At 43.0% G+C, this 22,572-nt stretch carries 19 protein-coding genes and 1 pseudogene; 2 read left to right on the forward strand and 18 right to left on the reverse strand.

Annotation, left to right across the window (positions count from 1 at the left end):
- Positions 1 to 327: 327 nt before the first annotated feature.
- The 10 genes from lysS to pth all read right to left on the reverse strand — a co-directional run bounded on the left by lysS (position 328) and on the right by pth (position 12,818).
- Entirely contained in the window at positions 328 to 1,818 is a 1,491-nt protein-coding gene (gene lysS / locus PS3_RS00700) for a lysine--tRNA ligase (RefSeq protein ID WP_007121683.1), read from the reverse strand.
- 15 nt (positions 1,819 to 1,833) lie between these two features.
- Positions 1,834 to 2,835, reverse strand: a complete 1,002-nt coding sequence (gene dusB / locus PS3_RS00705) for a tRNA dihydrouridine synthase DusB (protein ID WP_007121684.1) — start codon at positions 2,833 to 2,835, stop codon at positions 1,834 to 1,836.
- Positions 2,836 to 2,901: 66 nt separating this feature from the next.
- Positions 2,902 to 3,789 (reverse strand): Hsp33 family molecular chaperone HslO, encoded by an 888-nt coding sequence (gene hslO, locus PS3_RS00710; RefSeq protein WP_007121685.1) that lies wholly within the window; start codon positions 3,787 to 3,789, stop codon positions 2,902 to 2,904.
- Between the two features lie 59 nt (positions 3,790 to 3,848).
- The gene (gene ftsH / locus PS3_RS00715) at positions 3,849 to 5,975 is read right to left on the reverse strand and encodes an ATP-dependent zinc metalloprotease FtsH (protein WP_040467818.1); all 2,127 of its coding nucleotides are present in this window, start codon (positions 5,973 to 5,975) and stop codon (positions 3,849 to 3,851) included.
- An 82-nt stretch (positions 5,976 to 6,057) separates the two neighbouring features.
- Positions 6,058 to 6,600: a hypoxanthine phosphoribosyltransferase gene (hpt, locus tag PS3_RS00720; protein ID WP_040467821.1), complete on the reverse strand. Its 543-nt coding sequence runs from the start codon at positions 6,598 to 6,600 to the stop codon at positions 6,058 to 6,060.
- On the reverse strand, positions 6,590 to 7,942 hold the full coding sequence (gene tilS, locus PS3_RS00725) for a tRNA lysidine(34) synthetase TilS (RefSeq protein ID WP_007121687.1): 1,353 nt from the start codon (positions 7,940 to 7,942) through the stop codon (positions 6,590 to 6,592). Before tilS ends, hpt begins: the two co-directional genes overlap by 11 nt.
- Positions 7,943 to 7,990: 48 nt before the next feature.
- The gene (locus PS3_RS00730; protein ID WP_040467823.1) at positions 7,991 to 8,347 is read right to left on the reverse strand and encodes an FtsB family cell division protein; all 357 of its coding nucleotides are present in this window, start codon (positions 8,345 to 8,347) and stop codon (positions 7,991 to 7,993) included.
- A gap of 105 nt (positions 8,348 to 8,452) precedes the next feature.
- Positions 8,453 to 8,725, reverse strand: a complete 273-nt coding sequence (locus PS3_RS00735; protein WP_007121688.1) for an RNA-binding S4 domain-containing protein — start codon at positions 8,723 to 8,725, stop codon at positions 8,453 to 8,455.
- Positions 8,722 to 12,249 carry a transcription-repair coupling factor gene (gene mfd, locus PS3_RS00740; protein WP_040467819.1) on the reverse strand — a complete coding sequence of 1,176 codons (3,528 nt, stop codon included), beginning with the start codon at positions 12,247 to 12,249 and terminating at the stop codon, positions 8,722 to 8,724. The genes PS3_RS00735 and mfd overlap by 4 nt, the downstream gene beginning before the upstream one ends.
- Positions 12,250 to 12,257: 8 nt before the next feature.
- Positions 12,258 to 12,818: an aminoacyl-tRNA hydrolase gene (pth, locus tag PS3_RS00745; protein ID WP_007121689.1), complete on the reverse strand. Its 561-nt coding sequence runs from the start codon at positions 12,816 to 12,818 to the stop codon at positions 12,258 to 12,260.
- A gap of 188 nt (positions 12,819 to 13,006) precedes the next feature.
- On the opposite strand from pth, the gene cbpA reads away from it, so the two are divergent.
- Positions 13,007 to 13,642, forward strand: a complete 636-nt coding sequence (cbpA, locus tag PS3_RS00750; protein WP_007121690.1) for a cyclic di-AMP binding protein CbpA — start codon at positions 13,007 to 13,009, stop codon at positions 13,640 to 13,642.
- Positions 13,643 to 13,685: 43 nt separating this feature from the next.
- Here cbpA and PS3_RS00755 read toward each other — a convergent pair whose 3' ends face one another.
- The 7 genes from PS3_RS00755 to PS3_RS00785 form a co-directional block, all read right to left on the reverse strand.
- On the reverse strand, positions 13,686 to 14,438 hold the full coding sequence (locus PS3_RS00755; protein WP_007121691.1) for an alpha/beta hydrolase: 753 nt from the start codon (positions 14,436 to 14,438) through the stop codon (positions 13,686 to 13,688).
- 254 nt (positions 14,439 to 14,692) lie between these two features.
- Positions 14,693 to 15,814 carry an alanine racemase gene (alr, locus tag PS3_RS00760; protein ID WP_007121692.1) on the reverse strand — a complete coding sequence of 374 codons (1,122 nt, stop codon included), beginning with the start codon at positions 15,812 to 15,814 and terminating at the stop codon, positions 14,693 to 14,695.
- Positions 15,801 to 16,172 (reverse strand): holo-ACP synthase, encoded by a 372-nt coding sequence (acpS, locus tag PS3_RS00765; protein ID WP_007121693.1) that lies wholly within the window; start codon positions 16,170 to 16,172, stop codon positions 15,801 to 15,803. The genes alr and acpS overlap by 14 nt, the downstream gene beginning before the upstream one ends.
- A gap of 2 nt (positions 16,173 to 16,174) precedes the next feature.
- Entirely contained in the window at positions 16,175 to 17,671 is a 1,497-nt protein-coding gene (locus tag PS3_RS00770; RefSeq protein WP_007121694.1) for a DEAD/DEAH box helicase, read from the reverse strand.
- Between the two features lie 12 nt (positions 17,672 to 17,683).
- Complete coding sequence (locus PS3_RS00775; RefSeq protein WP_007121695.1) at positions 17,684 to 19,066, reverse strand: UDP-N-acetylmuramoyl-tripeptide--D-alanyl-D-alanine ligase; 1,383 nt, start codon at positions 19,064 to 19,066, stop codon at positions 17,684 to 17,686.
- Positions 19,067 to 19,223: 157 nt separating this feature from the next.
- A complete protein-coding gene (gene htpX / locus PS3_RS00780; RefSeq protein WP_007121696.1) occupies positions 19,224 to 20,117 on the reverse strand; it encodes a zinc metalloprotease HtpX in 894 nt (297 codons plus the stop codon).
- An 8-nt stretch (positions 20,118 to 20,125) separates the two neighbouring features.
- The gene (locus PS3_RS00785; protein ID WP_040467820.1) at positions 20,126 to 20,683 is read right to left on the reverse strand and encodes a LemA family protein; all 558 of its coding nucleotides are present in this window, start codon (positions 20,681 to 20,683) and stop codon (positions 20,126 to 20,128) included.
- Positions 20,684 to 20,849: 166 nt separating this feature from the next.
- On the opposite strand from PS3_RS00785, the pseudogene PS3_RS00790 reads away from it, so the two are divergent.
- Positions 20,850 to 21,250, forward strand: a pseudogene (locus PS3_RS00790) (low molecular weight protein-tyrosine-phosphatase).
- A gap of 44 nt (positions 21,251 to 21,294) precedes the next feature.
- On the opposite strand, the gene PS3_RS00795 reads toward PS3_RS00790, so the two are convergent.
- Positions 21,295 to 22,557, reverse strand: coding sequence for a chloride channel protein (locus PS3_RS00795; protein ID WP_007121698.1), 1,263 nt, complete (start codon positions 22,555 to 22,557; stop codon positions 21,295 to 21,297).
- Between the last annotated feature and the right edge of the window lie 15 nt (positions 22,558 to 22,572).

A 22,572-nucleotide genomic window follows, 5' to 3' on the forward strand; every position in this document is an offset into this window, starting at 1 on the left:
TTAAAAGACAACTTCATAGTAATATCAGAACTAAAATAGCATGTCAACACTTTTTTTATTTCTAATTTTATTCACCAAGTCGTTTGCCTTGATGACGTATATTACTATAGCGGTTTTATCAGGCAGTGTCAACGCTCTAATTTCACCCATCTATCGATCATATCCATAATTTATTAACGATTTACACGATGCATATTAATTAGTTCGGATTTTAATGTCAACTGTCTTCTTTTTACTAGTTTTTTGAGAGAACAGGCCTACAAAGTTGAACTTTAATTTTTATAAAAAAAAGATGCTAGAACTAACGTCTAACATCTTAATAACTGCCTATTTCTTTAAACGCATTGTTGGGAATAATAGTACATCCCGAATTGATTTGGCGTCGGTCATTAACATTACCAATCGGTCAATTCCAACACCGAGCCCGCCAGTAGGTGGCATCCCGTATTCCAAAGCTTCCACGAAATCTTCATCAATAGGTTGGAATTCGTCATTCCCTGCTTCATGTTCTTGTGCTTGAGCCTCAAACCGGGCCCGTTGATCGATCGGGTCATTTAACTCGGTAAACATATTGGCGTATTCACTACCCAAAATATAAAGTTCAGCCCGGTCAGTAAACCGTTCGTCATCTTTATTCTTCCGAGCTAATGGTGATATTTCTACCGGATGACCATAGATAAAGACAGGTTGCTCCAATTGATCTTGAACTTTTTCTTCAAAGAAGGCATTAATAATATGACCAACTTTCCACCATGACTCATATTTGACGCCATTATCATCCGCTAATTGCCGTGCTTGGTCATCGGTCATTGGTTCCCAGAAATCAATCCCCGTTGTCTCTTTAATGGCATCGACCATATGCATACGGGTAAATGGCTTTGAAAAGTCCAACTCAGTCCCCTGATAGTTGATTACCATATCATGGTTCATCACTTTTGCTGCGGCTTTAAAAATACCTTCAGTTTCCGCCATGACATCATTAAAGTCAAAATATGCGGCATAAGTTTCCATGGTATCGAATTCTGGATTATGCCGTGGATCCATCCCTTCATTACGGAACACTCGGCCAAGTTCGTAAACGCGTTCTAAACCACCCACAATGAGCCGTTTTAACCGTAATTCCGTCGCAATCCGTAAGTACATTTCAATATTTAAGGCATTATGATGGGTTTCAAATGGTCGTGCATCAGCTCCAGAAGCCACAGTTTCCAACATTGGAGTTTCTACTTCCATAAAGTCGTTTTCATCCATGTAGCGTCGAATAGCTTTAATAATTTTAGTGCGATTCTTAAAACGTTCCAAACTTTCTTGGTTTGTGATTAAATCCAAGTAACGTTGGCGATAGATTAATTCAGGGTCTTGCAAACCATGATACTTGTCAGGAAGAGGTCGTAAAGCTTTAGTAAGGAAAGTAATTTGGTTTGCCCGAACAGTCAATTCACCCATCCGGGTCTTAATTACATCTCCGGTAATGCCCCAGAAATCACCCAAGTCTGATTCCTTAAATAATTGATAGCTCTCTTCGCCGACCCGATCTTGACGAACATAAATTTGAATTTTACCGTCACGGTCTAATAGATCAGCAAAAGAAGCCTTACCACTGCCCCGTTTTCCAATTAAACGACCAGCAATTGTCACCACATTACCCTGTTGCAGTAATAATTCTCCGTCATCTTCACCATACTTTTCCCGAACTTCATTTGAAGTACTATGGTCAGGGGCAAAACGTTGTCCAAATGGATCGATGCCACGTTCCCGTAAAGATTGCATCTTGTCACGGCGAACCTGCATTTGATCATTTAAATGTTCTTCAGCCATTAAAACTCTCCTTTACTATCTTGCTGCTTGTTTGGCTAATCGCTCATGGTATTGATCAATTAATTGATCAAACAACTCATTCATTGTAGCTTGTTCTTCAGCTTCCATCAATGCTACTTTTGTTTTTGCAACTCTTGGGATTCCTTTTAAATAATAAGCCGCTTGTCCACGGAATTCCCGCACGCCCCCGTATTCACCCTTCAGTTCAACTAACCGGGCTAAATGCTCTTTAGCTGTAGTAATTTTTTCCTCGGGAGTAGCTTCAGGTAATAATTCGCCCGTTTCCAAATAATGGACCGTTTGCGTCAACATCCATGGATTCCCCATCGCTGCCCGTCCGATCATGACAGCATCCGCTCCGGTATAGTCTAAAACGTACTTAGCGTCTTCAGCGCTTCGAATATCCCCGTTCGCCATAAAGGGAATCGTCAATTCGCTAGCAACATCTTTTAAAATATCCCAATTGGCATGGCCCGTATACATCTGCTTACGGGTTCTCCCATGCATTGCGATTGCGGCTGCGCCAGCTTTTTCAGCTGCTAACGCATTTTCAACCGCTAAAATATGGTGATCATCCCAACCAATCCGCATCTTAACCGTTACCGGTTTTGAAACCGCATCAGTTACATAAGAAACCATCTCATAAACCTTATTAGGATCTAATAGCCAACGGGCACCAGCATCAGTATTCACTACCTTATTAACCGGACAGCCCATATTAATGTCAATCACATCGGCCTCCGTATGTTGATCAACAAATTTAGCCCCCTCAACTAAAGTTTCCTTGGTCCCACCAAAAATTTGAATTCCCATCGGGTGTTCGACGGCCTCGACATTCATCATGCGCAAAGTTTTCTGGTTATGATACATAATTCCACGATCCGAAATCATTTCACTCACAACATAGCCAGCCCCAAATTTTTTACAGATGACCCGAAAGGCAGAATTCATAACTCCGGCCATGGGCGCTACCACCACTTGATTAGGGATGTTTACATTCCCAATTTGCCATTCCATATTATGTTCTCCTCGTTTTTAAATCAGAATGCATTGTATCGCAGTCTGGCAAGTTCAAGCAAGCACTTAGATTGCCTTTTGATCCAACAAAGCTGTTAATTCTACTTCGTTAAAGTGATACTTCTTATGACAGAATCGACAAACTGCTTCCGCGCCATGATCTTCTTCAATTAATTGTTTTAAATCTGCTTTTTTTATAGCCACAAGCGCCTGAGCGAACCGTTTCTTTGAACAATCACATTCATATTTAACTGGTAATTTTTCTAATACCTTTAATTCATTAGCCGGGAAAATCCGTTCCATGATTGTTTCTGGTGTTTCACCCTCGCGGAGCATTTCCGAGACCAACGGCAAATCCTTGATAGTCGTTTCTAACTTGCCAATTTCCTCATCCGATGCTCCTGGTAAAACTTGTACCAAGAACCCACCGGCCACACCAATCGAATCATCTGACTCAACGAAAACCGACAAACCAACAGCCGATGGAATTTGCTCTGATTGAGCTAGGTAATAAGTAAAGTCTTCACCTAATTCACCAGAAACCAAATTAACCTCTCCAGTATATGGAGTTTTATCACCAGGTGTCATTTTCGTGACAGATAAGGTCCCATTTGTGCCTACAGCACCCCGAACGTCAATTTTATGTTGATCATTCAACGGCAGGTTCACGTGCGGATTTTGGATATAAGCCTTGACCGTCCCTTGCGCCGTCCCATCCGCCACCATGTATCCAACAGGGCCGTCACCTTGAATTTTTACTGTTAAGCGGCCCTCACCTTGTAGACCAGAAGTCGAAAGTAAAATCGTCCCAATCATCGTTCGCCCTAAAGCAGCTGAAGCCCCACTCCAGGTATCATGAATTTGACGAGCTGCCTCGACGGTTGCCGTTGCATTTAGAGTATAAATTCGGAACATCCCATTGTTAGTTATCCCTTTTACTAAGTAATCTGTCATCTTTTATCCTTTCCTCGAAAAAAGCAGGGGCAACAATGTGGTCACCACCTGCTTTTTGACTATTGATCTTCTGAATGATCAAAATTTGTTTGCTCACTCGTTAAAGTTAAATCTTCAGAAGTTGCTGTCGAACTCGAATCACTAGCTTGGTTCGTATCCGAATCAAGTTCATCTTCGCTATATTCTTGAGCTCGTTCGTTTTCACGACGTTCCAAAGCCTTCTTTGCTTCTTCAAAGGTTTGGGCACGTTGCTCTTCATTTTGGCTTTCCGCCTCATCTTCTGGCATCTTCCCAGTTTGGTACAGGCTTAGGATTTGCTTTTCATCCAAAGTCTCGTACTTCAATAAAGCCTCTGCAATTAACTTGTGTTGCTCACGGTGAGTTTCAATGATGTGTAAGGCTTGCTCATGACCTTCCATCAAGATCCGCCGGATTTCCGCATCCACCGTTGCGGCTGTTTCCTGAGAATATGATGATTGATCAAAACCTTGACCTGTAAAGACAGCTCCTGAACTTTGCAGTTCAACTGGGCCAATCTTATCACTCATTCCGTATTGGGTAACCATTGAACGAGCAATTTGAGTTGCTTGTTCAAAGTCGTTAGAAGCACCCGAAGATTGAGACTTAAAGATAATTTCTTCAGCCGCACGACCACCCATTAAACCGGCGATCTGCTCTTCAGCATTCTTCTTCGACATTAACATTTGGTCTTCCCGCGGTAGCATGATTGCATAACCACCAGCGCGACCACGCGGCACAATCGTCACTTTATGAACAACCCGAGCATCATTAAGGACTAATCCCACAATCGTATGCCCAGCTTCGTGGTAAGCAACTGTTTCACGTTCTTGCTTGGAAATCACCCGGTCTCGCTTAGCCGGTCCAGCAATAACCCGATCTTCGGCTTCATCCATATCCAACCGATCAATTTGATCCTTATTCCGACGCGCTGCTAACAAGGCCGCTTCGTTTAAGAGGTTTTCCAAATCAGCCCCGACAAAGCCAGGAGTTTGCTTGGCAATTTCTTTAAGATCGACATCTGCCGCCAATGGCTTGTTTTTAGCATGAACCCGAAGGATTGCTTCCCGACCCTTAACGTCTGGTCGACCAACCAGCACCTTCCGATCAAATCGGCCCGGTCGTAAAAGGGCGGGATCAAGGACATCAGAACGGTTAGTAGCCGCCATTACAATAACGCCTTCGTCGCCTTGGAAACCATCCATTTCAACTAACAATTGGTTAAGCGTTTGTTCCCGTTCATCATGACCGCCACCTTGACCATTGCCCCGGCGCCGACCAACAGCATCAATTTCATCAATAAAGATGATTGATGGCGCTGATTTTTTAGCCTGATCAAACAGGTCCCGGACACGGCTAGCACCGACCCCGACAAACATTTCCACAAAGTCAGAACCAGAAATTGAAAAGAATGGAACGCCAGCTTCACCAGCAACGGCTTTCGCTAGGAGAGTCTTCCCAGTACCAGGAGGCCCCTCTAACAGAACCCCGGCGGGCATCCGTGCCCCCAACCGTGAGAATTTCTTTGGATTCTTTAAGAATTCAACAATTTCAACTAATTCTTGTTTTTCTTCTTCTTCCCCAGCAACATCACCAAAACGAACCTTGTTCTTCTTAGGATCTGATGGTTTGGCTTTAGACTTGCCGACATTCATAATGCCTCGGCCACCGCCACTACCAGCTTGTCCCATCATCATGTAGAAGAAAATAATGATGATGACTAGCGGTAATAGGGATACTAACAGATTTGACCAGATACTATTGGACTCTTCGCCTTTAGTACTAATCTTAGTGTTAGTTTGGTTCGCGTAACGTTGGATTTCCGAAACCGTTGCATCATTTTCAAGCACCGACGTCTCAAATTGTTTCGTCGTCGTACTTGAAGATGCCCCTAAGGACAAACCAGTTGTTGAACTAGAACTGGTTGTCTTTGCTTTTTTGTATTCCCCCGTTACTCGGTATACGCCATTGCTTGGCTGCAATTGGACACTCTTAACTTCACCCTTGCGCAGTTCCTTAATGAACGTACTTTGCGAAACCTCTTTTTGTTCACCGGTTGAACTTGACCCTCCAAAGAAGAAGTACACTCCGGCCATAATACAGAAAAAGATTATCGCATAAAAAAGGATGTTATGAGTGAACCCATTGTTCCTCCGATTGTTGTTCATAACATTCTCCTATTCCAACATTATTTGATGGTCACTATCATAGCACAACCACCCGCGGTTGACTATTATTTTAATCACGAGATCACTGATAAATTGATGGTTTCAAAACGCCAACATAGGGCAGATTTCGGTATAAATTATTATAGTCTAGTCCATAACCAACGAGGAATTCATTGGGAACGTCCAAACCAACATAATCAGCCTTAACATCCACCACTCGACGTTCCGGTTTATCAAATAGAGTGCAAACTCGAATACTATTGGCACCACGCGCTGCTAAAACTTCCATCAGCTTCTTTAATGTCCGTCCAGTATCAACAATATCTTCAACAACGAGCACATCTTTACCCGCAATTGAATGCTTCAGATCCTGCAATACTTCTACCGTCCCACTACTAGTAGTGGTTGCCCCACGGTAGCTTGATAAATCTACACAATCTAGTGAGGCATAAAGACTGATCCGTTTAAAGAGATCGATCGTAAACATCATCCCTCCAGTTAAAACCGAGACTACCACTAGTTCCTTAGAATTAGCATAGTCTTGATTAATTTGAGTAGCCAATTCTTTAATCCGCGCTTGAATCTGGTCTTCACTAAATAATACCCGTTCAATGTCATTTTCCATTGTCATGATTATCTCCCTGATAGTACAAATAAATTTCTTGTGTTGCCCCTTGTGATGTTACCCAGGCGGTCTTACGTCCAACTAACCACAGCACTTGATCAAATTGATCCACAACCACTTGTTGATGAGTGCGTTTACTTTGTGGTACTTTTTGGTCAATTAGGATTCTATGAATTTTTTGATGACCCCCATTTTTAAGCCTTAAGCGATCTCCTGGTTGCCATTTTCTAATTTGTAATGGTAGTTGCTCCATTGTTAAATTAAAGCTCGCAATCAGATGGTCATTCGATTTATGCTTGCTGAACCAAAAAAGCTTGCCATCATCGGTTGAATAAAGCTCTTCCAATTCTATCATTGCAACATCAGCTGGCGATTTTATAACTTCTGCCGTTTCGCCCTTTTGTAACCACGCATACTGATAAGTCTTAACTAGTCGCCAATCAGCACTTAAATCAAGCTGGCCTTGGGGTTTATTTTGATTGCTTAGTAAATGGAGCGCTTGATTAAGTTGATCCTTGGTGAGCCGTTGCAAATGTGCCTGATTAAAATAATGCTTCAAATACAGGTCTTGCGTTGCTGACGGTAAAGAATTAAATTCAGTGACTTTTAATCGCTGACCATCTAATAAAACTTCATCATATTTGGACAACTCCGCTTCGGCAAAGGTCAATAATTTAGTCAATTGGTCATGAAAATCACCTAAATGAGCAAGAGCTTGCGGGTCTTCTTTAATCAAGGCCGGCAAAATTTGGTGCCGAAAACGATTGCGCTGAATCACCATGGATTGATTAGATTGATCCTCATACCATGTTAACCCGATTACTTGAGCCTGACGAAGAATTTCTTCCTTTGAAATTTGCAGCCAGGGTCGTAATAGCCAACCAGTATTAAAAGTCCGCGCCGTTTGTAGTCCAACAATACTCTTTAACCAACCACCCCGCACTAGCTTCATTAAAACTGTTTCTGCCAAATCGTTCTGATGGTGAGCAGTTAATAAAATCCGACTTTGCTCTTTATCCATAACCTGATAGAAAAACCGATACCGGAATTGACGCGCAGCTTCTTCAACTCCTTTGTCGGGATGATCAGCTACATGCCAATCAGCGATTTGGATTGCTATATGATGATCACGACAGTATTGGACTAAAAATTGAGCTTCCTGATCACTTTGCGTACGTAAATGATGATTGACATGGGCTACCACGATCGGATAGTGAAGTTGTTCTAACTCATGAAGCAGCAGCATGGAGTCCACTCCCGTTGAGACTGCCACCACCAGCTTGGATTGACCATCCCAATACTTTTTTAATACCTTTTGAATTGATGCTTGTAGTCCCCGCATCCGTGACCCCTCTTATGAAAAAAGACTGGGTTACCCCAGTCCCACTTTTTAGTTTACAAATTTATATAAAGTTTCACCATCTTTAGCATAGTCATACTTTTGGCGAACAAGCTGTTGGACGTAGTCGGGATTCTTAAGCAGTTTAAGTTCTTCTTGAATCGTTTGACCACGACTTTTTTGACTCTTGATTGTCTGTTCAGTCTTAACAATGGACTGATTTACTTGAGCCAATTCAATATGTGATTGCCACAACTCAAAACCTAAAAATAAAATCACGGCTGCAAACAACGTTAAGATCATTTTGATCCGTTTTACATGTGTATCTCGAACCACGTGCCGGCGATGATTCACCTGTTGAATATATGTATTATTGAGGTGAATTACCTGACTTTTATGTTGACTCATAACCGACACCCAAGACCTTCCCAAAGATTTTAAACCATTTTTAGTATAACAATCGGTTTCGAAATCTGTCTAGGCATTTTCCACAAATTATCCATAAAGTTCTATTTAAATTTCACGGAAATCTTGTTCGTATTTTTCCTCTAAAATCTCATACATTTGTTCCGCGTCTTCCTTTTTTGTACTATCTAACAATTGCTTAACTTTCACCACTAAAGTCTTATTACCAAACTTAATTGTCACGACGTCCCCCGTTACTACCGAACTGGATGATTTGGCCACCTTATCGTTTACCATAATGCGTCCTTGATCCGCAATTTTCTTCGCAATTGGGCGGCGTTTAATAATTCGAGAAATTTTTAAATATTTGTCTAACCTCATGCTTCTGCCTCCTCACTTTGTATTTGTTGAGCTATCCCCTTTACCAAACTCAAGAGTTGATTTAACCAGTCTATTTCGGTCATCTTAGGTTGGATGATCAAGCGGACTTGGAGCTGGCCTGAGTCGCTCTCGCTCATCGTTGCTTTAAATTTGGTCTTAGCTAATTCCGCCATAATTTGAGCCGCTTTAATCTGCTGACTACCTTCACTAGTAAAAGTTAAATATAAATTATCTTGTCGGCGTTCAATTTTCGTTAACATTGCCTGATCAGCTGCTGCTTTTAATTGTCCTACCAGCAAGAGATTCTTAACTGGCTGATCATAATCACCATAGCGGTCAATGAGATCGCCTTCTAAATCTAACATCGCTTCTGCAGTTTGTGCTTGCCGCACTTGCTTATATAATTCCATTTTCTGTCGTTGATCTGGTACATAGTCATCCGGTAAATAGGCTTCAATGCCAAGATCTAATTCAGCGTTAGAATGTGGAGTTACTTTCTTGCCACGACGTTTCGCCACCGCTTCGGTTAACATACTTGTATATAAATCATAACCAACTGAATCAATAAAGCCGTGCTGTTGCTTCCCAAGTAAATTACCGGCACCACGAATTGACAGATCCCGCATAGCGATCTTGAAACCAGACCCCAATTCCGTAAAATCGCGAATGGCGGACAAGCGTTGTTCCCCTTGTTCCGTTAAAACCTTATTGGGTTGATACATAAGATAAGCATAGGCCACACGATTGGTTCGCCCGATCCGCCCTCGGATTTGGTATAACTGAGCCAAGCCCAGTCGATCCGCATTTTCAATAAAAAGGGTATTAACGTTAGAAATATCAACACCCGTTTCAATAATCGACGTGGTCACTAAGACATCATATTCACCGCGAATGAAATCATATAAAACCCCTTCGAGCTGCGTTTCACTCATTTGACCATGAATATAGCCGACCCGTGCCTCTGGAACAAGCTGACTTATTTCAGCCACAACCTTTTCAATATCATGAACTCGATTATGTAAATAATAGACTTGACCACCCCGCTGTAATTCTCGCCGAATCCCGTCTTGAATCACAACCAGATTTTGTTCCAGGACATAGGTTTGAATCGGGTATCGCCCAGTCGGTGGCGTCTCCAAAACTGACAGATCTCTTACTCCCAGCATTGACATATGGAGGGTGCGCGGAATTGGCGTTGCCGTCAGCGTCAAAACATCCACGCTAGCTTTTAATTGCTTTAGGCGCTCCTTATGTTTTACCCCAAATCGTTGTTCCTCATCGACGATTAATAAACCTAAATCATGAAATTGAACATCTTTTGATAAGAGTCGGTGGGTCCCAACAATCACATCAATCTCACCGGCAGCCAATTGTTCCAAAGTGGCTGCACTTTCCTTGGGCGTTAGAAAGCGTGACAATACGGCAATTTTTACTGGAAATTCAGCAAAGCGGGTTTGCAAGGTTTCAAAATGTTGCTGTGCCAAAATGGTCGTAGGAACCAAAAAAGCAACCTGTTTCCCTCCTTCAACCGCCTTGAAAATGGCGCGCATGGCGACTTCGGTTTTTCCATAGCCGACGTCCCCTACTAACAGGCGATCCATCGGTTTCGGCTTTTCCATATCTTGTTTAATTTCATCAATACTCCGCAATTGATCTGGAGTTTCCGTATAGGGGAAGGCCGCATCAAATTGCTCTTGAAGATAATCATCCTGGGGGAAAGCATACCCGGGAGCTGCTTCACGAGCAGCATATAAGTCAATTAATTCATCAGCAATGTCTTCAATTTTAGCGGCAATCCGCCGTTTCGTCTTTGCCCACTCAGTGCCCCCAAGACGGTTGATCCGGGGTTCTTTATTATCAGCCGAAACATATTTTTGGACAAGATTAAGTTGGGTTACAGGTACAAAAATCTGTGCATGATCCCGATAATTCAAAACGATGTAGTCTTGATGTACCCCATCAACCACCATGGTTTGAATTCCTGTAAAAATCCCAATTCCATGATTAACATGGACAACATAATCGCCTGGTTTTAAATCGTTATAGCTCTTAATTCGTTCGGCGTTAGCCAATTTTTGGCGGCGTGATTGACGAACTTGTAGTTGTTTAAAGAGCTCGCTTTCGGTAATCACCACCAGATTAGCTTCGGGAAACTCAAACCCATGCTGGAGAGATCCCGTTACAATTTGCGTTTGACCGGCAATGACTTGATCACTCGTTGTTTCGGTTAAGGGTAAATCAAAATCATGAAACATGGTCGCAATCTGACGTTGCCGTTCAGGGGAATTAGCCAAAATAATCACCGTTTGTCCCTGAGCTTGCCAGCGCCTTAACTCGGTTTTTAATAAATCAAGCTGACCAAAAAACTGTTGCATTGGTCGAACGTGTAAATCAATTAGCTGGGCTAACTTAACCCGCCCGAGACCTTTTTGAAAACGAGATAGATAAAGTTGACTGTGCTTACTTTGCGGAATTGTTAGGGCTTGATCATTGGCTAAATCTGCTTGATGGACCCGTTGTTGATTTTGAACCTGACTCGCAATCCATTCCCGTTCTTGATCATCAATGGTCTGCAACATCTCTTTGATCCGTGCCCAATCATCTAACACAATCGTCGTTTCTGGGCTCAAATAATCTAAGATGCCATAGCCATCAGGATACAACCAATCCGCGTAATTTAAGACTTCATTCGGTAATTGACCAGCCGTCACTTCATCTAATAAATTTTGTAGGTTATCCACGGCTGCTTGATGACTTTCTTCATCTTCACCGGCAGGTAAGTTCGCCAGTTCTTGGGCTAACTTGCCTTTAAATTGGTCCATTTGTTCACCTGATGCCACTAATTCAGTAGCTGGCAACACCTGGATCTTAGTAATGTTTTCAATACTGCGTTGGGATTCGACTTCAAAATAACGCAGGGAATCCACTTCCGTATCAAAAAAATCAATTCGAACTGGATGAGTCGTATTCAAGGCATAAATATCAACAATCGAGCCGCAAATGGCAAAATCACCTGGCCGTAACACCATTTTTTCCGGTCGGTATCCCATGGTACTTAAACGTTGCCGTAGATCGTCAATTTCAAAGTCATCGCCAACTTGAATCGATAATGGTAAGGTCTTAAAAAATTGCGGATCCGGCAAACGCCGACGTAACCCCGCAGCCGATACCACCACCAGCGGGGTTGCTTGACTTTGCAGAGCATTTAAGGCTTGAAGTCGCTGCAAACGAAAGTCCGGTGAACTGGTGGCCATCTCCGTTGCTAAAACTTCTTCAACCGGGAAAGCATAAATTTCTTGATCAGGACGCAAATTCTGCAGATCATTAACCAGTTCTTGCAAATGAAACAAACTGTCTGTCACCACTAATTGTGGCCGTCCGACAGTTGATTGTAAAGCCGTTAACAACGCCGTAGAAAAGGATCCATCTACTCCAGTTACTAGTTGAGCCTGGTGATTTTGATCAACTTGGACAATTTTATTAAAATCGTTAGTCGCTTGCAGTAGCGCCGTCAAATCAGCCATAGGCCCTCCTAATTATAGTTATTCATTAATTCCTTAAAAGTAGCCCCATCAATCCAGTCGACCAACGCATGTTCAGCTACCTCAATACTATCGTCAATGGTGGCGCGTTCGGTTGTCGTAAACTTACCTAAAACATGACTAACCACGGTGCCTTGTTGGGGATGATCAATCCCTACTTTAACGCGATTAAATTGTTGGGTTCCCAAATGATCAATGATACTCCGTAATCCATTATGTCCACCAGCTGAACCCTTGGCTTTTAGGCGGACTTGGCCAACTGGCATATCTAAATCATCATTAACAATAACTAAATCCGCCAAATCAAGATCATAATAATCCATTAACGGTTTTACTGCGTGTCCGGAATCATTCATGAAGGTCGTTGGTTTTACCAACATTACCTTATGACCATTAATCATCCCAGTAACGGTTACCGCAGGAGCTTTTTCATGTTTAAAAGCGCCTAAATGATAATCTCGTGCCATTTGATCCACCACCATAAAACCGCAGTTATGGCGGGTTTCATCATATTGGCTACCAATATTCCCTAATCCAACAATCATTTTCATCAGCTCAATCTCCTCTCGATAAACTACAAAAAGGCTGCGTGATCGTTGACCACCCAGCGTTGATAAAACTATTATAACTTAAATCTTACTTTAACCCAAAAAGTCTGCCCCGCTTCTAATCTATTTCTCATATTCGGTTTCCATTATGTTATGATATTAGTATCGATTTATTTATACGGAGCTTAATTATGATTTTAGAAGATTTAATTCAGCCGCTAAACAAATTAACGACCGTCAAAGAAGACGCCACCTTAGCGGAAGCCCTGGACATCTTAGAAGACACCGGTTACCGCTGTGTGCCTATCTTAGATGAATCCGAAAAGATTTTTCGGGGTAATATTTATAAAATGCATCTCTATCGGCACAAATCCCGTGGCGGTGATATGAATTTACCAGTGACCGCTTTATTAAAAAACGCCACCAAATTTATTTCAATTGATGATGACTTTTTTACCGTTTTCTTCACCTTACGAGATCTCCCCTACATTGCCGTCTTAGATCACCAAAAACATTTTTACGGTATCTTAACCCACAATCACTTAATTAACATGTTAAGTGCAGCTTGGAATGTTAATACTGGTAGTTATGTTTTAACAATCCAAGCTAATGAAGAACGCGGGTTCTTGGTGAGTGTGGCAAAGGAAATTACTCGTTATTGTCAAATTGCTAATGTTATGACCTTAACACCGACTGGATCAAAGCAATTGATTGTCACCCTTCCCGAAGACGTGACCCCCGAATTATTCGCAAAAATTACCAATCGACTGGCCAAAAAACACATTCAAGTTTTACATATTGAAGATTTGAGGCAAGCCAAGTTATAGCATCTTAAAAGACGCCCAACCATTTTTGGTTGAGGCGCCTTTTCTATTCCATTAAGAATCGAGTCACTAAATCTTTGACGACTTGGCGTTGGTCCTGATCGCCCATTAAATTATGACTAGCCCCTGCGATTAGGTGCATTTGGTCATTCTGATAAATTTGATCATACTTTTTAGTTGCTTCATATGACACCACTTGATCATCTAATCCGTGGACCAAAAGAACCGGGCCTTGGTATCCCTGGGCAGTCTCATAAATGTGAAGGTGCTGCGCCGTCCGGAAATAGGCACCCCCAACTTCAAAACCATCCAGCATGATGGAGTCTGGAACGTTTTGGGGATCATAGCTAACACCTTGGCATATTCCGGCTTGGGCATCTGATACTAAAGTTGCGGCGGGAGCGAGCAAAACTAATTTTTCAATTTGATCATGATAATATGCGGCAAGCATACTAGCCACCACACCACCTTGAGAATGACCCACTAGATATAAATGGCGAGGTTGGATAACTTTTTGCACATATTCTAAGATGGCAATCCCGTCTTGAATCTCATTCAACACGGTCATATCTTTAAACTCACCATCACTATCCCCACAACCATTAAAATTGATCCGTAAAGTCGGAAGACCATGTAAGTTGAGTTGATTATGGGTATCAAAAAGGAGATTAGCTACATCATAACCAATACTGCCCTTAAAACCATGCATCATCACTACTAAAGTCTCATTTTTTAGCGTATCGGTACCTGATAACTCACCTCGCAAAGTCAGTCCATCACGTTGAATTTCTATTTTCATAAGTGTCACCATCCATTTTTTATTATGTTAAGCATACACCTTTAGGCCTAGTCGTATAATTCTTTTATCATTCAGTAAAGAACTTTTTGATGGTGGCTAGCTTCCGTAAGCTCACCTTGCAGGAAACTGGATCTGCCTGATCTGTCACAAAATAAATCCGTCGTTCATTCATGTTCCAATAATATGGTCCATCTCCTGCCAAAAAACAACCTGGAAAGAAACCAAATTAAGTTTCTTTCCAGGTTGTTTTCCAACTATGATTTGTAGATTCGTTTTAAGCGCGGGCTCAAACTAGTTAAGATCTCATAATTAATTGTGCCCGTTTGTTCAGCTAATTCCGTGGCCGTAATTTCATCATTCCCATCGCGACCCAGTAGCGTCACCTTCGTCCCGACTGGCAGTTCTTGTGGCAACCGAACCATCATTTGGTCCATGCATACTCGGCCAACTAAGTCACAACGTTGACCGTTAATCAGAGCTTGATAACCGGACAATTGGCGCGCATAACCATCCGCATACCCAACGGGAATTGTTCCGATCCATTCATCTTGCTTAGCCGTGTAAGTAGCTCCATAACTAACTGAATGACCGGCTTTTAGTTGCTTTACAAAAGTCAATCGAGCCGTAACCGCTAAAGCTGGCTGTAAATCCAATGTTGCCGGTAAGACCGTCCCTGATGGATTCAAGCCATACATCGAGATCCCCATCCGGACAGTATTCCCAGTAATCTGATCAGGATGCCATAATCCGGTCGCGGAGTTTGCCATATGGACATATGGCGGTAAAGTCGGTAAAACTGCTAATAATTCATGCCAATGAGCAATTTGTAGCTTAAAGTAAGCATCATTAGCTTCATCAGCCGTTGCAAAATGGGTAAAACACCCTTCGAATTCGAAAACTGGATCTTTGAGTAATTCAAGCGCCTCTTTCAATAAAGCTGGCTCCGTAAAACCAATTCGCCCCATCCCAGTATCAAAACCTAAATGAACTTTCAAAGGTTTAGGGATGGAAACAGTATGCGCTAATTGCTGATAGGCTTTTAGCCAATCCACGTCCCCAACAGTTAGTGAAATATCATTTTCAGCCGCAACCTCCGCATATTGCACCGGCGTAATCCCCAAAACAAGAATTAATTCAGTCAACCCAGCTTGCCGAAGTTCTAACCCTTCATCTAAAGCAGCCACACAAAAGCCATCGATACCGGCTGATGAAAGATCTTGGGCCACTGCAACGGCTCCATGCCCATAGGCATTGGCCTTAACTACCCCAAAAATGCGGTTGCCAGCTGGCATGGCTTGTCGTTGGGCTGCCACATTATGACGAATTGCTGCTAGGTTTACTTCAACTTGGGCATCTCGTAAATTAGCTGTTACCATCTGAACCTTCCTCCAAAATCACTTCTGTCATCACTAGTTGATCGGTATGACTAACGCTAGCGTGGGCCCGACCAGAAAAAATCGATTGAAAAACTTCTGGTCGACCTAAATCATTATTAATAAACGAAACATCTTGGAAACCAACTTGGGTTCCGATTCCTGTCCCCATTGCTTTAGAAAACGATTCTTTTAAAGAAAAGCGACTGCTGATATATTCCCAATATCGCTGGCCTCTTAGGCTTTCGAGCTGGGCTTGTTCGGCCGGAGTTAATACTTTAGGAATAAATTGGGCATGTTTATTAACTGCTGCTTGTACCCGTTTAATCTCAGTAATATCAATTCCGATCCCTTTGATCATGATTAGTCCTCTTTTCGCCGAATCTTAAATGAATTACGCTTTCCCTGACTCCGTGGATTCCGATGACTACCATTGCCCCCACGTGGACGTCGATTCCGATTATCACCTCGACGGTTACCACCATTGGACCGGCGCCGGTAGTGATTACCACCGTTCCGGTTAGGTTTCCGTTTCCGATTTGGTAATGGTCGTTCTGGAGTGATCTTAACCGGCACTTGGGTCTCATCATCCTTCGTTAACTCATTTAATAAGGTTGCCACCAAGTCCACCGCTTCATGAGTAGCGAGTAGTTCACTCGCTGCTTCCCGATAACGATCGTTATCCGGACGCTCAATCAGTTCGTTAATATCATTAAAGGCACTGGCCACCTGTCCCCGAAAGGCTTCTTCAGCCGTTGGTGGTTTTAATGGCAACATCCGCACCTTCGTCAACTTTTCAATTTCATGGAGATAGTCCATTTCATTTGGCGTCACAAAAGTTAGTGAGACACCATGGTTGCCGGCCCGGCCTGTCCGACCAATCCGGTGAACATAACTTTCGGGATCCTGTGGAATATCATAGTTGTATACATGCGTAACTCCAGAAATATCCAAGCCCCGGGCCGCTACATCTGTGGCAACTAGAATATCTAGTTCGCCATTCTTGAATCGTTTCATGATTTTGGAGCGCCGATCTTGTGTCAAATCGCCATGAATTCCGGCAGCATTGTAGCCCCGAGCAATTAAACCGCGCGACAATTCATCCACCCGCCGCTTCGTCCGACCAAAAACAATGGTCAGGTCAGGATCTTGGACATCAATTAACCGCGTCATGATATCAAATTTTTCGTAATCACGGGCCTTAATGTAGTATTGATCAACCAGGTCCGTAGTTAATTCCTTTGCCTTAATCTTAACCGTTTGTGGGTCCTTCATAAATTGGACCCCAATCCGTTTAATTTCGGGCGGCATTGTTGCTGAGAACAAAAGGGTTTGACGATCTGATGGTGTTGCCTGAATGATTGCCTCAATATCATCCAAGAAGCCCATATTTAACATCTCATCGGCTTCATCCAAAACTAAAGTTTGCAACTGATCCAACTTGATCGTTCCCCGATTCAAATGATCACGCAAACGTCCGGGGGTCCCAACAATAATTTGAGGGCCATTTTTTAAAGCTTTAATTTGCCGCCGAATATCAGCGCCTCCGTAGACAACTTGGACACGGGCCCGTTTTTCCTTTCCCAATTTATATAATTCTTCTTGGGTTTGAATCGCTAATTCCCGGGTTGGCGAAATGATCAGCGCTTGAATTGCTGATGATTGCGTATCAACATGCTCCAAAACTGGCAATCCAAAGGCTGCCGTCTTCCCAGTCCCAGTTTGAGCTTGGCCAATCACATCGAGCCCCTTCAAAACCATCGGAATGGTTTGCTCTTGAATCGGGGTGGCTTCTTCATAACCACTTCGTTGAACCGCTTTTAATAACTTATTTGATAAACCTAATTCACTAAAATACAAATTTCTACCTCATTATTCTTTCGTGAGTCCTTGCAGGACCGTTTCCAAATGAATGCCATGACTCCCCTTTAATAAGACAATATCATCTGTCCTTAAGGTGGCGTTCAGATCCTTCGTCAATTGTGCTAATTCATTCGTGTCATAGTGGTGTAACCGTTGATTAGGGAAACCATCGGTCGTCAATTGTTTCAATAAAGCTTGCATTTCATTCCCGACGAGATAAACTTCCGCAATTTGATCAGGATCAATCTCTGCCGCTAATTGAGCATGAAGTTGTGCGGAGGCTGCCCCTAGCTCCAACATGTCGCCAAGTACAATTACTTTTTTACCCTCGGCTTGAACTTGCTCCATCGTCTTTAAGACTTCGGCCACGGCGGTTGGGTTGGAATTATAAACATCGCTTAGGATGCGCTCACCATTGGTTCCTTGAATCCATTCAGCCCGATTTTCAGTCATCTGCAGACCTTGTAAGGCCTTTTGCATGTTTTCAGGAGTAATCTGAAGTTGAGCACCAACTGCAATCGCGGCTAGTGCATTATTAACGTTATACTCCCCCACCATTGGAAGGGTAAAAGTAAGATCAGGCCACTCATTCACACTAAAGGCGACTTGATCATCAGCCAATTGAACACTAGTGGCATAAAAGTCATCGGCTAACTGGCGCCCAAAGGTCACAACTTGTTGTTCAATATCCGCAGCACGTGCCGTTAATAATGGTTCATCCCCATTAATAATTAGGGTTCCATCTTCGTTCATCCCGTGAACGATCTCCATCTTCGCATCCGCGATTCGATCACGCGTCCCAAAGAATTCAATATGCGCTTCCCCAATCATCGTAATAACCGCAAAGTCAGGGGTAGCTAACCGACTTAGTAAGTCTAATTGATCGAACCGATCCATTCCCATTTCCACGACAACCACTTCGGTCGATGGTTCCATGTTTAACAGGGTTACCGGAACCCCGATTTCATTATTAAAGTTGGCAAAGCTTTTCGTGACATTGAACTGGGTCGCTAAAATTGCGGCTGCCATGTCCTTGGTGGTCGTTTTCCCATTACTTCCAGTTACCGCTACTACAATCGGGTTAATCTTTTTTAAGTAATACTGACTGAGGCGCTGAAAGGCCGCTAATGGGTCTTTGACTACTAGTCGAGGGAATTGGTCATCGCTCGGAATATCATGGTCAGCTGCCCATAAGGTCGCCTTTGCACCATTTTGAAAGGCTTGTGCCACGAATTCGTGACCATCCCGCGCCCCTTGTAAGGGCACAAATAAAGACCCAGGAGTCAAATTACGGCTGTCAAAAGCCACGCTGGTAACTTCCAACTCATCCCAGGCTGCATTTATATCTTGAGCATCAATTGCCTTAGCAATTTCTGCTAATTTCATTTTCATGAGTTTGCACTCCTCAATTTCGTCATGTTTGTCCAACTTTTAATTATACACTGTTCACGAAAACATAGATAGCACCAACATAAAAACAGGCTAGGCAAGAAAATACCTTGTCTAACCTGTCATAGGAACCCGTCATGAAGATTATCAGCTTCTCAATTTACATTTTCTCTAACCGCACAATCCGATCTTCCAAAGGTGGATGCGTATCAAATAGATGGCTAAAAGAACGATGCTTTTGATTCTTAAAGGGATCACTAATATATAAGGCCGAGCTATTGGGATCGGCAGCCTTCATCGGCTGTACATCCTCTAATTTTCTTAGCGCACTAATCATCCCCTGGGGGTTACGCGTTAATTCAACAGCACTGGCGTCCGCTAAATATTCTCGATTTCGCGACAGCGCCATTTGAGCAATCGAAGCCGCCAGTGGTGCTAAGATGATTAGTAATACCGACCCCAAAATGGCGATAACCCCACCGCCATCACGCTCCCGGTCGCGATCACCACCACCAAACCACCAAAAATTACTAGCAAAATTAACTAGTAATGAAATTGCGGCCGCCAGCGCTAACGCAATCGTTTGTAAACGAATATCATAATTTTTGACGTGCGACATTTCATGGGCCATCACCCCTTCGAGTTCTTCGCGATTCATCATCGCTAAAAGACCTTTAGTAGCCGCTACAGCAGCATGTTGGGGATTGTTACCAGTGGCAAAGGCGTTTGGACTAGGGTCGTCAATAATAAAAACCCTTGGCATTGGCACTTGAGCGACCATCGCCATATCTTCAACCACATGCCATAGTTCTGGATTCTCATCAGCCGAATGAATTTCCGTGGCATGATTCATGTTCATGACAACATCAGTGGATTGACCCACCATTACTGAAATGTAGATCAAGGTAATTATCAAGGCGATAATCACACCACCCGTGGCCGTTCCCGCAAATAAATATCCCAAAGCGGCCCCAATTAAGGCCACTAAGAGTGTAAAACCAGCCATCACATAGATAGTCCGCCGTTTATTTTGCGCAATTTGTTGATATAACATCGCTTCTCCTAGTCAAAAGAAACCTTCGGCGCCTCCTTAACACTTTCTGGAACTTGTAAGAATTCCATTGGTGTAAAGTGGTGAATTTTAGCCACAATATTCGATGGAAAGCTTTGAATCCGAGCATTTAGGGTTGAAACCGTACTATTGTAGAGTTGGCGAGAATAGGAAATCTTATTTTCCGTGTTGCTCAGTTCTTCCATTAAACGAGAATATTCTTCATTCGCTTTCAGATCAGGATAATTTTCAGCCACAGCATACAAAGAATTCAAGGCTCCCGATAATTGATCCGCCGCTGCCATTTTGGCTTGGTGATCATCACTGGATACACTTGCTACTTGTTGACGCAAAGAGGTCACCTTTTCTAAAGTGCCAGCTTCGTATTTCCCATAACCTTTCACCGTTTCAACCAGATTTGGGATCAGGTCGTTACGTCGTTGTAGTTGAACGTCAATTTGGCTCCATGATTCTTGCCCATTCATCCGTAACCGCACTAAGCCATTATAGGCAACCACGTACCAAATCACAATGATCACTACTAGCGCAATTAAAATGATAGTTAACATAAGTTGGTACTCCTTTATTATTTCTGTTAATGTTAGGTAATTATATCATCTTTTCTTTATTATCCCTAGTAAATTCGCTATCCTATACTTAAACTTGAAAGGATCGCTTATGAAAGTATTATTTGTCTGTCTAGGAAATATCTGCCGTTCACCAATGGCCGAAGCCATGTTTTACCAACTTATCAAGGACCATCACTTAGAAGACCAAGTCCAAGTCAGTTCGGCGGCCACCAGTAATTACGAAATTGGGAACCGACCGCATCCTGGTGCCCAAAAGATTCTACGTAAATATCATCTTGATGATCGGGGGCATACCGCTGCCAAATCACCACAGAAGATTATTATGATTATGATCTTATCATCGGGATGGACGAGCAAAACTTGCGCGATCTTCGCCGCCGTGCTCCCCAAGAATGTCTAAGCAAGATCCACGGAATCAATGATTTGGTCCCCGGAAAAGCAGGAATCGAGATTCCTGACCCTTGGTATTCGCATAAATTCCAGGATACTTATAATGACCTGACTCAGGCCCTCCCCTATTGGTTAGACTATGTCCAGCAAAATTAAAAGGCGGGACTGATGAAGAAAACATTTCTTCTCAGTCTCGCCTTTTAATGTCTACCTTGCATTAACTTCGAAACAGCAATTGAGACGGCAACGGCCAAGCCGAGCGGCATTAGAGCTGAATAATTCAAGTGACAAACTTCAGTGATCATAAATAAAGACATTAAGGGAGCTTGTTGCGAAGCGGTTAAAAGGGCCGCAGCACCAACAATTGCACATTGGGATAACAAAACGTCGCCACCAATAAATTGCATCCATAAAGTCCCCACCACAATTCCAGCCGCAGCACCAACCGCAATTGAGGGCGTCAAAGTTCCACCATACCCACCACCAGCGATGGTCATCAAGGTCACGATTGCCTTAGCTAGTAAAGCCGCCACCATGATTGCAATGGTCCCGGTTGAAATCGAAGTGGTGTCAATGGCTAGTTGAGCAATTCCCCGACCATTACCCATTATCTGGGGAAAACCCATGGCAATAATCCCCGTTAACAAAGCCACTACTGGTAAAGTGACCAAAAGTCGCTGATCCTTGAAGCGCCGTTGACCAGCTTTTTTGATCCCAGCTTTAAACCAGGTTCCGCCAATACCCATTAGGAGTCCCAACACTAATACCCAAGGAATACTTTTGGCTGAGAAATTTAAGTTAGTAACATGATAATAAGGATCCCACCCCTTAGCTAAAGAGCCAATTAAGGTGGCAATAACCGATGAAGTTAGACTTACCGCAATTGCCCGTGCGGAGATTTTTTTGTATAACAGCTCAAGAGCAAACATCATCCCCGTAATCGGCGCAATATAAACCCCCGCAAAACCCGCACCGGCAGCAGAAGCAATCAGCAAGCGCCGATCTTCTGGAGATAAATTCATTCTAGGGAAACGCCTTGATAACTTCGTCCATTGATGCGCTAACATGGCCCCGGCTTCCCGCGGTGCCAATTCTCGACCAATCGATCCTCCCGTTCCCACGAAGAAAATTTGCGTTAAAACATGAACCCATGTATACCAGAAGGGCATAGGGGCCCCATTTTCAATGGCATCTTGGATTTTAACTGGACTATACCGTTTTTGGAGCCAGTACCAAATCAGAGCAGCAATAATTCCACCGACCAATACGGACCCAAGTCGTCGGATCGGTAAAGCATTGATCGCCACCGGTTGTTGAAAGTTCTCGTTGAAGCCCAAAAAGAACCGTTCCACCTGATCAAGGAACAGACTTAACAACATCGAGCTAGTTCCGGCTAATGTTCCAATCACAAGCGTGGCGATTATCATTGGGAGATTCCGAGATATTGTTTTCGTTTCGTTCATTATATACTCCTTCTC

Origin of the sequence: Limosilactobacillus gastricus PS3, assembly GCF_000247775.1 — a bacterium.
GTDB lineage: Bacteria > Bacillota > Bacilli > Lactobacillales > Lactobacillaceae > Limosilactobacillus > Limosilactobacillus gastricus_A.

Excerpts from the sequence above, each read along its gene's own strand:
- mfd (WP_040467819.1), bottom strand. The coding sequence starts at position 12,249 with ATGGCTGATTTGACGGCGCTACTGCAAGCGACTAACGATTTTAATAAA.
- acpS (WP_007121693.1), bottom strand. The coding sequence starts at position 16,172 with ATGATCAAAGGGATCGGAATTGATATTACTGAGATTAAACGGGTACAA.
- PS3_RS00755 (WP_007121691.1), bottom strand. The coding sequence starts at position 14,438 with ATGAAAATAGAAATTCAACGTGATGGACTGACTTTGCGAGGTGAGTTA.
- alr (WP_007121692.1), bottom strand. The coding sequence starts at position 15,814 with ATGGTAACAGCTAATTTACGAGATGCCCAAGTTGAAGTAAACCTAGCA.
- dusB (WP_007121684.1), bottom strand. The coding sequence starts at position 2,835 with ATGGAATGGCAAATTGGGAATGTAAACATCCCTAATCAAGTGGTGGTA.
- PS3_RS00735 (WP_007121688.1), bottom strand. The coding sequence starts at position 8,725 with ATGAGGTTAGACAAATATTTAAAAATTTCTCGAATTATTAAACGCCGC.
- PS3_RS00795 (WP_007121698.1), bottom strand. The coding sequence starts at position 22,557 with ATGAACGAAACGAAAACAATATCTCGGAATCTCCCAATGATAATCGCC.
- PS3_RS00730 (WP_040467823.1), bottom strand. The coding sequence starts at position 8,347 with ATGAGTCAACATAAAAGTCAGGTAATTCACCTCAATAATACATATATT.
- ftsH (WP_040467818.1), bottom strand. The coding sequence starts at position 5,975 with ATGAACAACAATCGGAGGAACAATGGGTTCACTCATAACATCCTTTTT.
- cbpA (WP_007121690.1), top strand. The coding sequence starts at position 13,007 with ATGATTTTAGAAGATTTAATTCAGCCGCTAAACAAATTAACGACCGTC.
- lysS (WP_007121683.1), bottom strand. The coding sequence starts at position 1,818 with ATGGCTGAAGAACATTTAAATGATCAAATGCAGGTTCGCCGTGACAAG.
- tilS (WP_007121687.1), bottom strand. The coding sequence starts at position 7,942 with ATGCGGGGACTACAAGCATCAATTCAAAAGGTATTAAAAAAGTATTGG.
- hpt (WP_040467821.1), bottom strand. The coding sequence starts at position 6,600 with ATGGAAAATGACATTGAACGGGTATTATTTAGTGAAGACCAGATTCAA.
- PS3_RS00785 (WP_040467820.1), bottom strand. The coding sequence starts at position 20,683 with ATGTTAACTATCATTTTAATTGCGCTAGTAGTGATCATTGTGATTTGG.
- PS3_RS00775 (WP_007121695.1), bottom strand. The coding sequence starts at position 19,066 with ATGAAAATGAAATTAGCAGAAATTGCTAAGGCAATTGATGCTCAAGAT.
- pth (WP_007121689.1), bottom strand. The coding sequence starts at position 12,818 with ATGAAAATGATTGTTGGATTAGGGAATATTGGTAGCCAATATGATGAA.
- htpX (WP_007121696.1), bottom strand. The coding sequence starts at position 20,117 with ATGTTATATCAACAAATTGCGCAAAATAAACGGCGGACTATCTATGTG.
- hslO (WP_007121685.1), bottom strand. The coding sequence starts at position 3,789 with ATGACAGATTACTTAGTAAAAGGGATAACTAACAATGGGATGTTCCGA.